This is a genomic window from Actinomadura atramentaria DSM 43919 (assembly GCF_000381885.1).
GTDB classification, from domain to species: Bacteria; Actinomycetota; Actinomycetes; order Streptosporangiales; family Streptosporangiaceae; genus Spirillospora; species Spirillospora atramentaria.
This window is the reverse complement of record NZ_KB907210.1, coordinates 240,296-256,020: the sequence shown is the minus strand read 5'-3', so window position 1 is coordinate 256,020 and position 15,725 is coordinate 240,296. Positions and strand designations below refer to the sequence as shown.

The 15,725-nt window shown below is 74.8% G+C and carries 9 protein-coding genes; 6 read left to right on the top strand and 3 right to left on the bottom strand.

The window, feature by feature from the left end; translation table 11 throughout:
- Positions 1-15 precede the first annotated feature (15 nt).
- The 3 genes from G339_RS0108540 to coaE are packed head-to-tail and all read left to right on the top strand — an operon-like array spanning position 16 to position 3,145.
- Positions 16-2,010 (top strand): endonuclease/exonuclease/phosphatase family protein, encoded by a 1,995-nt coding sequence (locus G339_RS0108540; RefSeq protein ID WP_019630653.1) that lies wholly within the window; start codon positions 16-18, stop codon positions 2,008-2,010.
- Positions 2,007-2,519, top strand: a complete 513-nt coding sequence (locus tag G339_RS0108535; protein WP_033322600.1) for a GNAT family N-acetyltransferase — start codon at positions 2,007-2,009, stop codon at positions 2,517-2,519. Before G339_RS0108540 ends, G339_RS0108535 begins: the two co-directional genes overlap by 4 nt.
- 14 nt (positions 2,520-2,533) lie before the next feature.
- Complete coding sequence (gene coaE, locus G339_RS0108530; protein WP_026341267.1) at positions 2,534-3,145, top strand: dephospho-CoA kinase; 612 nt, start codon at positions 2,534-2,536, stop codon at positions 3,143-3,145.
- A 16-nt stretch (positions 3,146-3,161) separates the two neighbouring features.
- Here coaE and G339_RS0108525 read toward each other — a convergent pair whose 3' ends face one another.
- Positions 3,162-9,017, bottom strand: a complete 5,856-nt coding sequence (locus tag G339_RS0108525) for a WD40 domain-containing protein (RefSeq protein WP_019630650.1) — start codon at positions 9,015-9,017, stop codon at positions 3,162-3,164.
- A 68-nt stretch (positions 9,018-9,085) separates the two neighbouring features.
- Here G339_RS0108525 and G339_RS0108520 point away from each other — a divergent pair, with 68 nt between their 5' ends.
- The gene (locus G339_RS0108520; protein WP_019630649.1) at positions 9,086-10,336 is read left to right on the top strand and encodes an ArsB/NhaD family transporter; all 1,251 of its coding nucleotides are present in this window, start codon (positions 9,086-9,088) and stop codon (positions 10,334-10,336) included.
- A gap of 9 nt (positions 10,337-10,345) precedes the next feature.
- Here the strand turns inward: G339_RS0108520 and G339_RS33055 are convergent, their stop codons facing one another.
- Positions 10,346-10,966 carry a hypothetical protein gene (locus G339_RS33055; protein WP_019630648.1) on the bottom strand — a complete coding sequence of 207 codons (621 nt, stop codon included), beginning with the start codon at positions 10,964-10,966 and terminating at the stop codon, positions 10,346-10,348.
- Positions 10,967-11,031: 65 nt separating this feature from the next.
- Complete coding sequence (locus G339_RS0108510) at positions 11,032-12,051, bottom strand: hypothetical protein (RefSeq protein ID WP_019630647.1); 1,020 nt, start codon at positions 12,049-12,051, stop codon at positions 11,032-11,034.
- A gap of 115 nt (positions 12,052-12,166) precedes the next feature.
- Here G339_RS0108510 and G339_RS0108505 point away from each other — a divergent pair, with 115 nt between their 5' ends.
- Together G339_RS0108505 and uvrB are read left to right on the top strand one after the other, a co-directional pair.
- Positions 12,167-13,405 carry a sensor histidine kinase gene (locus G339_RS0108505; RefSeq protein ID WP_019630646.1) on the top strand — a complete coding sequence of 413 codons (1,239 nt, stop codon included), beginning with the start codon at positions 12,167-12,169 and terminating at the stop codon, positions 13,403-13,405.
- Between the two features lie 127 nt (positions 13,406-13,532).
- Positions 13,533-15,650, top strand: a complete 2,118-nt coding sequence (gene uvrB / locus G339_RS0108500; RefSeq protein ID WP_019630645.1) for an excinuclease ABC subunit UvrB — start codon at positions 13,533-13,535, stop codon at positions 15,648-15,650.
- Positions 15,651-15,725: the final 75 nt, after the last annotated feature.

Here is a 15,725-nt window from a genome sequence, read left to right as displayed (position 1 = left end):
GGAGCGATCCTTCACGTGGCCAGCACCGACTCCGCCGACCCCCGCACCGGCATCGGTCCCTACCCCGACCCCGAGCCCGGCGTCCGGCCGGGCGGGCCCGGCCCGGCCGGGCCGTCCATCGTCCCGCGCGGCCCGGCGCGGCTGGCGCTGATCGCCGTCACCGTCGCGGTCCTCGCGCAGGTCCTGCGGTTCAGCCTGCCCCAGCTCGACCACGCCGGCGACGCGCTCGGCGCGGGCGCGGCGGCGGGCGTGGTCCTGGTCGTCTACCTCGCCGGGCTGCTCGCCCCGCTCGTCCGCCGCGCCGCCGGACCGCGCGGGCTGCTGGCCGCCGGGATCGGCGGGCTGCTGCTGGTGCGGCTCGTCGCGCAGGCGGCCGGGCCGCAGGCGTGGCTGGCGTTCGTCGGCACCGCCGTGGGGATGCTCGCCGTCGCGGCGCTGTACGAGGGGGCGCGCGGCCTGTCCGGTGTCGGGTTCGCGACCGCGACCGTCGCGGGCCTGGCCGCCGACACGGCCGTGAAGATGGCGTTCGGCACCTGGGACCCCGTCTGGCAGGGCGGCGTCCTGGCGTGGCTGGTGTGCCTGGTGTTCGTCGGGCTCGGGGCCGCCGCGCTGTACCGGGAGCTGTCGTCGGGGCCGGTGCCGCCGCCCGGCGTGTCGTGGCGGGACGCGCTCGGCGCGGCCGCGTTCGGGCCGTTCCTGGCGCTGCAGATCCTCGTGCTGTCCAGCCCCGCGTTCGTCGCGTCGGCGGGCTGGAAGTCGCTGACGACCGCGCACATCGTCATCGTCGTCGGGCAGGGCCTGGCGCTGGCGTTCCTGGCGTCCGGCCTCGCCGTGCGGGCGGTGCCCGGCGGGGTGTGCGTCCTCGGCGGGACGCTGCTGGGCGTCGGCGCGGGCGCGGTCGCGGGCACGTACGCGGTGTCGGGCGTGGAGATCCTGCCCGTCGTGGTCGTCGGGCAGGTCCTGTCGGCCTGGCTGCTGGCCGTCGCGTGCCGCGCGCCGCTGCGCCGCTCGGGGACGGGCGGGGCCGTCTCGCGGATCGACGTCGCCGCCGGGCTCGGCGGGTTCCTCATCGCCGTGGTGCTCGTGCCGTACGCGCTCAGCACGGTCGAGGCGGTGCCGCTGCCCGACAACGTCCTGCCGGGGCTGGCGGGCGTCCTGCTCGGCGCGCTCGCCGCCATCGCGGCGGCGCGCGGCGGGCCGCTGCCCGCGCGCGTCCCGCTGCGCGCCCTCACCGCGGGCGGGTCGGCGGTCGTGCTGCTGGCCGGGACCGGCGCGTACGCGCTGGCCGCCCCGTCCGGCGACCCCGCGCCCGCGCCCGGCGGCGGACGGGTCCGCGTCACGACCTACAACATCCACGACGCCGTCGACCGCGACGGCGGCCTCGACCCCGAGTCCGTCGCGCGCGCGATCGAGCGGCAGCGTCCGCAGGTCGTGCTGCTGCAGGAGGCGGGCCGCGGGTCGCTGCTGTCGGGCGCCACCGACGCGGCGGTGTGGCTGTCGCGGCGGCTCGGCATGAAGCTGCTGTGGGGTCCGGCCGCCGATGGGCAGTTCGGCAACGCGATCCTCACCTCGCTGCCGGTGGAGGACTCCGGCACCGACCGGATGCCCCGCACCGACTGGGCGCAGGTCCGCGGGTACGTGTGGGCGCGGCTGCGCGTCGGTTCCACGACGATGGACGTGTGGTCCACCCACCTGGCGGTCGGGGACGACCACGGCCGCGACCGGCTCGCGGAGGTCTCCTCGCTGCTGCGGGCGTGGAGCCGCGCGCCCCGCACGATCATCGGCGGGGACTTCAACGCCGAGCCCGCCTCCGACGAGATCATGCGGATGGCGAGCGGTACGGGGTTGCGCGCGGCGGGCGTCGGCGACGGCACCCCGACCAGCACCGACGGGGACCGGATCGACTGGATCTTCGGCACCGACGACCTGGCGTTCGACGACTACGCGGTCGCCGCGACCGGGCCGTCCGACCACAGCCCCGTGACCGTCACGGTGCGGATCACCGGATGAACGGGGAACCGGTGGAGTTCGAGATCGCCCCGGCCGTCCCGGCGGACGCGGGCGAGATCCTGACCGTCCAGCGCGCCGCGTACCTCGCCGAGGCGCAGTTGTACGGCGACCCGTTCATCGCGCCGCTGGTCGAATCCCTCGACCAGGTCCGCGCGGCGGTCGGCGGTCCGGACTCGCTGGTGCTGAAGGCGACCGCGGGCCCGCGGATCGCGGGCGCGGTGCGGGGGCGGCTCGCCGGAAGCACCTGCCTGGTCGGGCGGCTCGTCGTCGCGCCCGACCTCCAGGGGCGCGGCCTGGGCCGCGCGCTGCTGGCGGCGCTGGAGGCGGCGGTCGCGGACCGCGCCGACGCGTGCGTGCTGTTCACCGGCCACCTCAGCGAGGCGAACCTGCGGCTGTACCGGCGGACGGGATACGCCGAGACGCACCGCGAGCGCGTCGCGGACCACCTGACGCTCGTCCACCTGCGCAAGTCCCTGGCCGCCCCGGCGGGCGCGCCCGGCGTGCGCTGAGTACGGTGGGTCGCGTGCTGAAAGTGGGACTCACCGGCGGAATCGGGTCGGGCAAGAGCGAGGTGTCGGCGCGGCTCGCCGCGCACGGCGCGGTGGTCATCGACGCGGACCGGATCGCACGGGAGGTCGTGGAGCCGGGCACGCCCGGCCTGGCCGCGGTCGTCGCCGAGTTCGGCGAGGGCGTGCTGCTGCCGGACGGCGGGATGGACCGCGAGAAGGTCGGGGAGATCGTGTTCGCCGACCCCGACCGGCTCGCCGCGCTCAACGCCATCGTGCATCCGCTGGTGGGGGAGCGGATGCAGGAGCTGATGGACGCCGCCCCGGACGACGCGATCGTGGTGTACGACGTCCCGCTGCTCGTCGAGAACGACCTCGCGGCGCTCTACGACGTCGTCGTGGTCGTGGACGCCCCGGTGGAGACGCAGGTCGCGCGGCTCACCGGGCGGCGCGGGATGACCGAGGACGCCGCCCGCGCCCGGATCGCCGCGCAGGCGACCCGGGAGCGCCGCCGCGCCGCCGCCGACCTCGTCCTGGACAACTCCGGCTCGCTCGCGGACCTGCGCGCGGCCGTGGACGCCCTCTGGACGGACCTGCGCCGCCGCGCCGGGCAGATCACCACCACCTGACGCGCCGCCGGGCTGGTCAGAGCGGTGCTTCCAGCGGGACGCGGCGGACTTCCGGCAGGTAGGCGTCCAGTTCGCCCGGTTCGAAGCGGACCATGCCGATCGAGTACCAGAACTCGGTGCCCGCGCCGCCCTCGGACTTGTAGCGGCCGTCCGGGGTGAGCGCCGCCCAGCCCTCGGGCAGGCCGAGCAGGGTGGCGCGGCGGGCGGGCGCGTCGCGGTCGGCGACGTCCCAGAGGATGACCGAGCCGTCGTCACCCGCGCTGGCGAGCGTCGTGCCGTCCGGGGAGAACGCCACCGACCAGATCCGGCGCGTGTGGCCGGTGAGAGTCCGCAGATGGCGGCCGGTGCGGGCGTCCCACAGGCGGACGACCAGGTCGTCGCCCGCGGTGGCCAGCAGCGATCCCGAGGGCGCGAACGCCGCCGTCCACAGCCGTCCGGTGTGCCGGGTCAGAACGTGCCGCAGGCGGCGCGCGCCGATGTCCCAGACGCGGACGGTGCCGTCGTTGCTCGCACTGGCCAGGATCTCGCCGGTCGCGTCGTGGACGACGCGGTACACGCGGTCGGTGTGCCCGGCGAGGGTGGCCAGCAGCCCGCCCCCCTCCGGGTCGAAGATCCGGACCTGCCCGTCGTCGCAGCCGGTGGCGAGCGTCGCGCCGTCCGGCGCGAAGTCGATCGAGCGGACCCGGCCCCGGTGCTCGGCGAGGTTGGACACCTCGCGGCCCGTCGTCCAGTACCAGACGCGGACGGTGTCGTCGTCGTTGGCGGTGGCCAGCAGCTCCCCGGCCGGGCTGAACGCCTGCGCCCACACGTGGTCGGTCTCGACGTTCAGCTCCCGCTCGAACACCCCGGCCGCCGCCTGCCACAGGTGGACGCCGCCGTCGTTGGTGGCCGTGGCGAGCTGGACGCCCGCCGGATTGAACGCCGCCGAGGTGAGGTTGTCGGCCGGGCCGTGCAGCTCCCGGACCATCCGGCCGGTGCGGGGCTCCCACAGCCGGACGACGCCGTCGTTGCCGCTGGAGGCCAGCAGCCCGCCGTCCGGGCTGAACGACACGCCGGTGAGCCGCCTCCCGTGGCCGCGCAGGAGGGTGCGGCACTGGCCGGTTTCGGCGTCCCAGAGCCGGGCGGTGCCGTCGTTGCTGGTGGTGGCGAGCTGCGCGCCGTCCGGGCGGAACGCGAACGGCCACACCGCGCCCCGGTGCCCGGCGAGGGTGAGGCGCTGCGCGCCGGTCGCGGGGTCCCAGAGGCGCACCGAGCCGTCGCTGTCGGAGGTGGCCAGGCGGGAGCCGTCCGGGCTGAACGTCGCCTGGTAGATCGCGGCGGTGTGGCCGGTGAGGGTGCGGCGGTACTCGCCGTCCTCCCACAACCGCAGAGCGCCGTCGGTGTCGCCGGTGACCATGAGGCGGCCGCCGGGGTGGAACGCGATGGCGTAGATGCGGCCGGTGTGGCCGAGGAGTTCCCCGACGATCTCGCCGGTGCCGATGTTCCACAGCCGGATCACGCCGGCCTCGTCCCCGGCGGCCAGGACGGTCCCGTCCGGGTGGAACACGACGCGGAACACCGACCCGCGGTGGCCCGTCAGAGTCCGGCGCAGCTCTCCGGTCGCGACGTCCCACACCCGCAGGACACCGCCCGCGTCGCCGGTGACCAGCAGCGACAGGGTCGGGTCGAACACGGCGGTGTAGACCGGCGCGGTGTGGCCCGGCAGTTCCTGCAGCGTGGCGCCGGTCGCGGCGTCGAAGATCCGCAGGACGCCGTCCGCGGCGCCCGCCGCGATCAGCGCGCCGGGACGCCCCGAGGCGGACCCGCCGACGACGACGGGCCACACGCCCTCCGGATGGACGGTCAGGGTGTGCGCGCACGCGCCGGTCGCCAGGTCCCAGACGCGGACCGCGCCATCGGCCGCGCCCGTCACCAGGATCTTCCCGGCCTCGTCGAACGCGACGGCGTACGCGCGGTCCCGGTGGCCGAGCAGCGTCCGCAGCGGCGCGCCGGTCACCGCGTCGCAGACCAGCACGCCGCCGTCCTCCGCGCCGATCGCGACGACCGCGCCGCCCGGGCTGTAGGCGAGCGGCTGCGGGAGGCGGCTGAGGCGGAAGTGGAAACCGTACGGGACGCCGACCGCCGCCGGGGCGAGCTGCACGTCGACCGGGCTGCCCGGCGCGACCGCCGCCTCGTGCAGCTCGGGGGCGCGGGCGACGCGGTCGGGGAGGGTCGCGCCGATCAGCGCGGCGCGCGTCCACCGGCCGCCCTCGACGGCGACGTCGCGCAGGTCGGCGCGGGCCAGCCGGGCGCGCGACAGGTCCGCGCCGCGCAGGTCCGCGCCGGTCAGGCGCGCCTCGTCCAGCCGCGCCCCGGCCAGCGTCGCGTCGCGCAGCACCGCGCGCGACAGGTTCGCGCCGACGAGCTGCGCGTCGGTGAGGTCCGCGCCCGTCAGGTCGACGTCCTGCAGATCCCGGTAGGACAGGTCCTCGCCCGCCAGGTTCGCGCCGCGCAGGTCGGCGCGGGCCGGGGTCCGCAGCCGCGTCGTCACCTTGATCGCGTTCGCGCGGGCCGCGTCGCCCGCGCCCGGGTCGGCCAGGACGCCCACCGCCCACTCCTGGCAGGCGCGCGTGTCGGCGAGGTCGCACAGGAAGTCCACGGTGAGCTGGGTCAGCGCGCCGCGCTCCAGTTCGGGCGGCGCGCCCTCGGCGAACCCGGCGGCGACGTGCCGCGCGACGAGCCATTCGGCGACGGACGCGTGGATGAACCCGAACAGGCCCTCGTCGGTGCGGACCAGCAGGCTGCCCGCGCCGACCGCGTGCGCGGCCTGCTGCGCCGACATCCGGTCGCGGCTGAGGCCCGCCAGCGTCTCGGCGACGTCCGACAGCTCGCTCAGCCGCAGGAACTGCTCGTTGTTCTCCCACAGCCGGATGGCCAGCGTCGTCACCGCGCGCCACATGTCGTCGATGTCCAGGCCGGGCGCGCCGCCCGCCGGGCGCACCCGCGACGCCTCGTAGCGCAGCCACGTCGTGAGGATCTCGCGGTACAGGTCGGCGGGGCTGACGGTGTGCCGGGCCTGCGCGACGGCGCGCAGCCGGTCCTCGGGGAGGTCGGCGATGAAGCTCAGCATGCGCGGGTTCGCGGTCAGGCCGAGCAGTTCCTCGATGCCCTGTAGCAGCCGCAGCCGTTCGTCGGCGACCTGCTCGTCGGCGTACCGGTTGACGAGGTACGCGCGGACCTGCGCGGGCGAGAAGTCCTCCAGGCCGAGGACGCGGCGGTGCGGCAGCACCCCGACCCGCTCGCCGAGGGCGGTGAGGACCTGCGCCTGCGACTTGAAGTGCTGCGTGCGGCCCGCGACGATGATCTTGGCGTTGTCGGTCGCGGCGCGCAGCAGCGTGTCCAGGTGGTCGGCGGCCCGGTCGTAGGAGACGCGGGTCACCAGCTCGTCGAACCCGTCGAACAGCAGCGCGATGCGGCCCTGCCGCAGCATGTAGTGGAACGCCTTGAGGTCGATCAGCTCCTCGCCCTGGCTCGCCAGGTGCGCGGCGACCAGCGCGTCCACCGACTGCGCCTTGTCCAGGGCGCGCAGCTCGATGAGGATCGGGACGACGTGCGGCAGCTCGGCGGGGATGCGGCGGGCCAGCTCCCGCAGCGCGAACGTCTTACCGCGCCCGAAGTCGCCGAGCAGCAGCAGGAACCGGCCGTGGTCGGCCGACAGCAGCCGCAGCATCTCCCCGACGACGTCGGCGCCGACCGCGTCCGGCGCGCCGCCGGGCCGGTCCAGCTCGCGGAACCGCTGCGGGACGTACAGCGACGGCGGGTACACCCCGCCGGTGGTGAGCCGCGCGGTCTGGCCCGCCACGTACTCCGACAGGTCCAGCAGGCCCTGGAACTCGGTGAAGCTGCGCAGCCGGATGCCGCGCCGCAGCGCGTCGTCGCGCATCGAGCGGGGCGGCGGCGGGCCGAGGTAGACCAGCTCGGAGCCGTGGTCGGCGCCGTCGGCGTGGACGTGGCGGACGAACGCGTCCACGTCGTCCTCGGTGAGCGGGCCGACGTGCGCGCCGATCCGGTACTGCCGGACGAACCCCGACTCCAGGTGGGTGAGCAGCAGGTGCGGCGGGTCGGCGTCCACGCGGCGGATCGTCGCGCGCTCGAACCGCGTCTCGCACGCCTCGGAGATGCGGTCCAGCAGCCGCGCGGTCGGGTCCGGGCCGGGCAGTTCGCGGTTCTCCGGGTCGGGCTCGGGGGCGGGCTCGCCGGTCGGGAGCGCCCGCGCCGGTTCGGCCTCGCGGGGCGCGGGGAACGCGCCGCCCGCGTCCGCCCAGACCCGGTCGATGACGGTCGGGCCGGGCGGCTCGGCGGACGGCACCCAACGGCGCAGGCCCGTCCGGTCCACGACGACGACCTGGTGGCGGCCCGTGCCCGGCGACGGCACCGCGGGCGCGCCCGACCGCAGCTCGGGGACCGCCCCGAACTCGGCCGTCGCGTCCTGCAGCAGCAGGTTCAGATGGCGGCCGAGGACGGCGTCCAGGTCGCCGGCGTCGCGGACCGCGGCCGGCTCCCCGGCGGCGGGCGAGTGCGCGACCGCGCCGATCCGCAGCCACCCCTCGGCCTCGAAGCGGCGCAGCCGCTCGGTGAACCAGGCGGCCTGCGCGCGGCCGACGTGGCCGTAGCGGTCCTCCTCGCGGTGGGTCTGGGCGAGCGTGGAGTTCAGGCCCGCCACGACGACCTTCAGGTCGGGGACGGGGAACAGCGTCCACGGCTGCGCGCTGTCGAAGATCAGCTCGTCCAGGCCCTGGTAGAACTCGGTGAACAGGCCCGCGAAGTGCCGCCACTTCGGCCAGTACGGCGGCTGCGGCTCGATGTCGTCGGCCTCGCAACTGGAGAAGTACGCCTGGCTCGCCGCGCGGGTGACGTCGTGCTCGCCCGGCACGATCGCGACCCGGTGCGCCTCCAGCCCGAGCAGCGCCCGCAGGCTCGTCAGGAACGACAGCGCTTCGGTGAACTCGCGGCGGCTCCCCGAATGGGTGAGGTTCCCGGTGACGACGATCAGTTCCGGACGCGGTACGCCCTGGTCGGCGAGGCGCGTGACGTCGCTCCAGATCCGGTCCTGCAGATCCGTCGCCGTCGCAGGGTCGCCCGGACCGCCGAACGTGCGGCCGAACCGGGGCCCCGGCACGTGCAGGACGCTCAGCCGCTCGCGCGGGCCGGGCGCGTTGTCCTCGGCGGCGGGGAAGTGCGGGGCGCGTACCGGGATGCGGCGCACCGCGCGCTCCCCGGTGATCGGCGGACGGCCGCCCGCCGCGCCGACCGGCGATCCGGTGCCCGTCTCGGCCTCCGCGAGGCCCGTCGGCGACCGCACGATGCGCGGCGCGGGCGCGTCCTGCGGGGGCGGCGGCGCGGCCGGGACCGGGCCGCCGGGGAAACCCGGGCCCTCGAACGGCCGCGCGTGCCCGGCCAGCGCCTCCTCGATCCGCCGCATGAGCAGCGCCCGCGCCCGCGCCGGATCGTCCACGCCCACCAGGTCCACGTAGGTGATCGTGGACAGCAGCCCGTCGATCGGGCAGTCCTCGATGCGGACCGTGATGAGTTTACGGGCCGGGTCGTCGGGGTCGGCGCGCAGCGCCGTCATCCACTCCCACCGGCCGTACCGGGACCGCAGGTAGTTGCGCGACAGCACCGCGATGACGACCTTGGCCTCCGACAGGCCCCGGTCCATGAAGTCGATGAAGTTCGTGCCGGGCACGAAGTCCCACGCCTGCATCATCGTCCGGTGCCCGGCCGTTTCGAGCTGCCAGGCGATCCACGCCGCCCAGCGCTCGTCGGCGGGGGAGTAGCTGATGAAGAAGTCGGTGTGGCGGTCCTGGCCGAGGCTGTCACCGGGGGGACTCATGCCGCCAGTATTCCGCGCGCGAGGGCCGTCGCGCAGGCCCCGGCGGCGCTCCGGCCCGTCGTGGGATCATGGCGCGCGTGGCCCTCCGCGAAGCCCTCCCGCGCCTCGTCCGGCGGCCGGTCGCCTGGACCGCCGCCCGGCTCGGCGTCCTCGACCTGGTCCGGATCGGCGTCCTGCTCGCGGGACTGGCCTGCGTCGCGACCGGCCTGCTGCCCGCCGCCGACGCGCGCGCCAGCCTCGACCGGATCGCGCCGATCCTGCTGTTCCTGTTCAGCGTCATCGTGCTGGCCGAGCTGACCAAGGAGGCCGGGGTCTTCGACGTCATCGCGGGCGCGATGGCGCGCGCCGGGCGCGGCCGGTATCCGGCGCTGTTCCTGCTGTGCATCGCGTTCGCGGGGTTCACGACGGCGTTCCTCAACCTCGACACCACCGCCGTGCTGCTCACCCCCGTCATGCTGGCGCTCGCCGCGCGCGCCGGGATCGCGGCGCTCCCGCTCGCCATGACGACGGTGTGGCTCGCCAACACTGCGAGCCTGCTGCTGCCGGTGTCCAACCTGACGAACCTGCTCGCCGCCGACCGCGTCGCGCTGGAGACGCCCGCCTTCGCCGCGCGGATGTGGGCGCCGCAGCTCGCCGTCCTCGTCCTGACCACGGCGCTGTTGTGGGTGTTCTTCTGGCGGCGCGGCGCGCGCGGCGACGACCGGTACGTCCCGCCGCCGCCCGCGCCGGTCGGCGACCGCGTCCTGTTCGGCTCGACCGCCGCCGCGTGCCTGATGTTCATCGGCGCGATCGTCGCGGGCGTTCATACCGGCTTCCAGCTCGGCGTCGCCGCCGCCGTCGCCGCGCTCGTCGCGGTCGCCGCGTTCGCCGTCCGGAACCGGTCCGCGCTACGGCTCGCTCTGATTCCCTGGCAGCTCCTGGTGTTCGTGACGGGGCTGTTCCTCGTCGTCCCCACGCTGGAGCGGTTCGGCCTCGACGACGCGATGGCCGCGCTCGTCGGCGGCGACGACGGCCCGGCCGGGGCGCTGCGCGCCGCGTTCTCCGGGGCGGGGCTCTCCAACGTCCTCAACAACCTGCCCGCCTACGTCGCCGGCGAGGCCGCCGTCCCCGCCGCCAACCACGACCAACTGCTGTCCCTGCTGATCGGCACGAACGTCGGGCCCGTTATCACGCCGTGGGGGTCGCTGGCCACACTGCTGTGGTTCGAGTGGTGCCGCCGCTGGGACGTGCGGGTGCCGATGCGCCGCTTCCTGATCGCCGGGACGACCCTCGCCGTCACGGGCACCGGCGCCGCCGTCGCGGTGCTGCTCGCGACCTGAACGCGCGGGTCAGCCGCCCATTCCCGCCAGCGCGCCGCGCGCGACCGTCCGCAGCGCCTCGCCCCCGCACGGCCGCCGCGCCACCCGGTGCGCCGCGCCGCCCAGCGGTCCCAGCGACAGGTTCGGCAGGCCCGGCCGCTCCGCGCCGAGCGCGATCGTCGCCGCGTCGCCCGCGCCGCCCACCACGCTCTCGTGGAACATCCCCGCGGGCAGCCGGTACACCGCGCCCGCCCCGAACCGCTCCGCCGAGCCCGCGCCGTGCCGGACGGTCCGGTCCGTCGGCAGCAGCTCGTCGCCGCCCGGCCCGCTCACCACCTGGAACAGCCGGTGCGTCGGCCGCCCCTCCGGCGCGGCCACCTCCGGCAGCCGGTTCCCGACCTCGCCGAACAGCACGTAGCTGACAAGGTCCCAACTGTGGCAGTGGATCGAGGACGTCGTCGGCACCGCGCCCGGCAGCCGCGACGACCACACGTGCAGGCACACGCCCGCGCCGCCGTCCCGCTCCACCGGTAGGCAGACGAAGCCCAGCGGATGATGCACCGCCGGGACCGGCTCGCCGTCCGCCGCCCGGAGCAGGAGCCCGCGCGCCCATCCGCGCAGTAAACCGTGGTCGGGGGACGCTCCCGACATTCGCGCCGACAACTCCTCGCGGTTCACCGGGGGCTCACCTCCAGGGGGTCGAGGCGGGGCGGACTCTAGACCGGCGCCACCGCGCCCGGCCGCAGCGCCTTGCGGACGATCTCCACCACGTCGCGGTCGGCGTAGGAGCGCGGCAGCGGCAGGTCGAGCACCTCGAACAGGCGGCGGACCTCCGCCAGCGTCGGCTCGTCGCCGAGCGGCGCCGTCCGCGCCCGCTCCACCGGGACCCGCCGCGCCTGGTCGAGGCTGGTCTGCAGCTCCGCGCCACACCAGCCGTAGTAGAACTTGTCGCTGTCCACGACCAGCACGTCGCCCGCCGGGTCGTCGCGCGTCACGATCACCCGCGACGCCGACAGGTCGTAGCGCAGCGTCGTCATCGACCGAGACAGCCCGAGGTCGATGTCGAGCATCCCGAACCGCTGCCGGTGCCAGCACGCCGCCAGGATCGTCGCGAGGACCTCCTTGCGGACCCGCTCGGCCGTCCACGGGCCGCCCGTGTCGCCCGGCCGCCGCTCCGGCAGCGACGCGCGGTGCCGGGCCAGGGTCTCGCACACCGCGTCGTCGGTCGGGTCCACCAGCTCCACGCGGAACAGCAGCGTGCGGCGCTCCCGGCGGGCCTCGGCGACGCAGTCGGGCAGCGTCCGCTCCCGCAGGTACGCGCCCGTCCCGCCCTTGTAGACCCAGCGGTCCGTGCCGCGCCGCGCCGCCACGAGCAACTGGTCCAACTGCGCGCGGCTCACCACCCGCACCACCGAGGACTCGTCGAGCGCCCGCCGCGCCCCGTCCACGACGCCCTCCAGCCGCTCGACGCGCTCCATCCGCGACGACAGCTCCCCGATCGTCTCGGTGGACTCGCGCAGCGCGTCGCGGACCTCCGCCTCCACCGGCGCGCGGCGTGCTCGGTCCCGCAGGATCGAGGTGGCCATCAGGCCGACGACCGCGAGGATCGCGCTGTTGGTGATCTCCGTCTCGTTCGGCAGGTCCGCGCCGAGGCCCAGCACGGCGACCACGACGGCGATGACCAACGCGATGAAGGCGTCGGCGTTCTTCCCGAGCCACACGGCGAATCGGGTCATGTGAGAGGCTTCCCCGTCCTTGTCGGCGCCGACATCGTAACCAGGGGGCCGCCGGGCGGGCCACCGCCGCCGAGCCCGGAACCCCTGCCGGGACGGGGCTATAGGGTTTCGTCCCATGAAGGGGCGGGGGCCGCGTTCATCGTCCCGCGCGGCAGCGTCGCCGCCGGGACGTCCGTCCGCGCGCGCCCGCCTGGCCCGCCGCGCTGGTGACGCCGCGCGGTTCCTGCGCTGGCCCGCGCCCCGCTCGGCCGTCCTAGACCTGCTGCTGGCGTTCGGGTTCGCCGTGCTCGACGGAGTCTTCCTGTACTTCGCCTACGAGCACTTCTGGCTGCCCGCCTCGGTCGTCGGCGCGTCCGGGGCCGTGACGGCGCTGGCGACCGTCGTGCGGCGGCGGTTCCCGGTCGGTCTCACGGTGTTCCTCATCGTGTTCGGCGGGATCACCGGCGGCGCCGGATTCGCCACGCTGATCATCCTGTACTCGCTCGGCGCGTACGGGCGGTCCCGGACGGCCGTCCTGGGCCTGGTCGCCGTCGGGTACGTGACGGCGCTGGTGTTTCCCGGCCCGACCAACGACGACACCGGTTTCACCGCGCAAGCTGTGTTCGCGTTGGCATATACCGGCCTGCCCGTCGTCCTCGGCCTCTATATGGGGGCGCGCAAACAGCTCATGGCGTCGCTCCAGGAGCGCGCGGCGCGGCTGGAGCGCGAGCAGGGGCTGCTGGCCGAGCGCGCCCGCGCTGAGGAACGCACCCGTATCGCCCGCGAGATGCACGATGTCGTCGCCAACCGGGTCAGCGTCATGGTCGTCCATGCGGGCGCGCTGCGCGCCGTCGCCCGCCGCGACCCCGAGCGCGCCGCCGAGACCGCCGCCGTCATCGGCGAGATGGGGCGGCAGGCGCTGGAGGAACTGCGGCAGGTCGTCGGGGTGCTGCGGCAGGGCGAAGAGGCCGTCGCGGCTGGTGCGCCCGGCGTCTCCGAACTGCGGGATCTCGTGGGGCAGTCCGGCGCGGCGGGACTGCGGGTCGAGCTGGACGTGGCCGGGCCCGAGCGCCCGATGCCGCCCGCCGTCGGCCGCACCGTGTACCGGATCGTCCAGGAGGCGCTGACCAACGTCCACAAGCACGCCGGGGACGCCGCGACCAGCGTCGCCCTGCGAATCCTGCCCGAGGCCGTGGAAGTGGAGATCGTCAACGGGCCCGCGGCCGCCGCGCCCCGGCACGGGCTGCCGAGCGGCGGCAACGGGCTCGTCGGGCTCCGCGAGCGGGTCACGGCGCTCGGCGGGCGGTTCGCCGCCGGACCGGGCGAGCGCGGCGGGTTCCGGGTGACCGCGCGGCTGCCGTTGCCCGCGGCGTGACCCGGGCGAGAAATCGGCCGCTGACGTGCGGAAATAAACCGCCGCGCCGGATTGTCCTAGCTGCCGCATAGAGTGACGGGAGTCAGGCGCCGGGCCGTCCGGCGGCGGCCCGCACGGGAGGGTGGCAATGCGGCCGATCACCGATCTGCAGCGGCGCGTCGCGCCGATCGAGGTCGTCACGGAGATGACGCCCTCGGGCGACCAGCCGCAGGCGATCGAGCAGCTCACCGAGCGCGTCCGGCGGGGCGACAAGGACACGGTGCTGCTCGGCGCGACCGGCACCGGCAAGACCGCCACGGTCGCGTGGCTCGCCGAGCGGCTCCAGCGGCCGCTGCTGGTCATGCAGCCCAACAAGACGCTCGCGGCCCAGTTCGCCAACGAGCTGCGCGAGATGCTGCCGAACAACGCCGTCGAGTACTTCGTGTCGTACTACGACTACTACCAGCCCGAGGCGTACATCCCGCAGACGGACACCTACATCGAGAAGGACTCCTCGATCAACGACGAGGTGGACCGGCTGCGCCACTCGGCCACCAACTCGCTGCTGACCCGCCGCGACACGATCGTCGTCGCGTCGGTGTCGTGCATCTACGGTCTCGGCACCCCGCAGGAGTACGTCGACCGGATGGTCAAGCTGCGGGTCGGGCAGGAGATCGAGCGCGACGAGCTGCTGCGCGGCCTGGTCGCGATGCAGTACAGCCGCAACGACCTGGCGTTCACGCGCGGCACGTTCCGCGTCCGGGGCGACACCATCGAGATCATCCCGCAGTACGAGGAACTCGCCGTCCGCATCGAGATGTTCGGCGACGAGATCGAGAAGCTGGCGACCCTCCACCCGCTCACCGGGGAGGTGCTGTCGGAGGACGAGGAGCTGTATGTCTTCCCGGCCTCCCACTACGTCGCCGGACCCGAGCGGATGGAGCGGGCCATCCGCGACATCGAGGCGGAGCTCGAAGAGACGCTCGCCGTCATGGAGGCGCAGAACAAGCTGCTGGAGGCCCAGCGGCTGCGGATGCGCACCACCTACGACATCGAGATGATGCGGCAGGTCGGCACGGCGTCGGGCATCGAGAACTACTCGCGGCACATCGACGGCCGGCCCGCCGGGTCCGCGCCGAACACGCTGCTGGACTACTTCCCGGAGGACTTCCTCCTGGTCATCGACGAGTCGCACCAGACCGTCCCGCAGATCGGCGCGATGTACGAGGGCGACGCGTCCCGCAAGCGGATGCTCGTCGAGCACGGGTTCCGGCTGCCGTCGGCGATGGACAACCGCCCGCTGAAGTGGGAGGAGTTCCTCGAGCGCGTCGGGCAGACGGTGTACCTGTCGGCGACGCCGGGCCCGTACGAGCTGAACCGGGTCAAGGGCGACGTCGTGGAGCAGGTGATCCGGCCGACCGGGCTGGTGGACCCGGAGATCGTCGTCAAGCCCACCAAGGGCCAGATCGACGACCTCGTCCACGAGATCCGCGAGCGCACCGAGCGCGACGAGCGGGTGCTGGTCACCACGCTGACCAAGAAGATGGCCGAGGATCTCACGGACTACCTGCTGGAGCTCGGCATCCAGGTCCGCTACCTGCACAGCGAGGTCGACACGCTGCGCCGGATCGAGCTGCTGCGGGAGCTGCGCACCGGTGACTTCGACGTCCTGGTCGGCATCAACCTGCTCCGCGAGGGACTGGACCTGCCCGAGGTGTCGCTGGTCGCGATCCTCGACGCCGACAAGGAGGGCTTCCTGCGGTCGGAGACGTCGCTGATCCAGACGATCGGCCGTGCGGCGCGGAACGTGTCCGGACAAGTCCATATGTATGCGGACACGGTGACGCCGTCGATGCAGCGGGCCATCGAGGAGACCGACCGGCGGCGCGCCAAGCAGCGGGCCTACAACGCCGAGCACGGCATCGAGCCGCGCGCGTTGCGCAAGCGCATCGCCGACATCCTCGACTCCCTCGCCCGCGAGGACGCCGACACCGAGACGCTGATCGGTGGTGCCGGTCGTCAGCAGAGCCGGGGCAAGGCACCGGTGCCGGGGCTGGCGTCGCGAGCCCGCGAGGCGGGACGGCACGCCGCCGACCTCGTCGGCGAGCGGCCCCGTGCCGAGCTGGAGTCGTTGATCGAGCAGATGACCGAGCAGATGCACCAGGCGGCCGCCGACCTGCAGTTCGAGCTGGCGGCCCGGCTCCGCGACGAGGTCAAGGAGCTGAAGCGGGAGTTGCGCGAGATGAAGGAGGCGGGCGTCAGCTAGCGCCCGCCCTCCGGGGTTATCCACAGGGTCGGATTCGGTTGGCGAGCGGGTCGTGCGCTGGGTTGTGCTGGACGT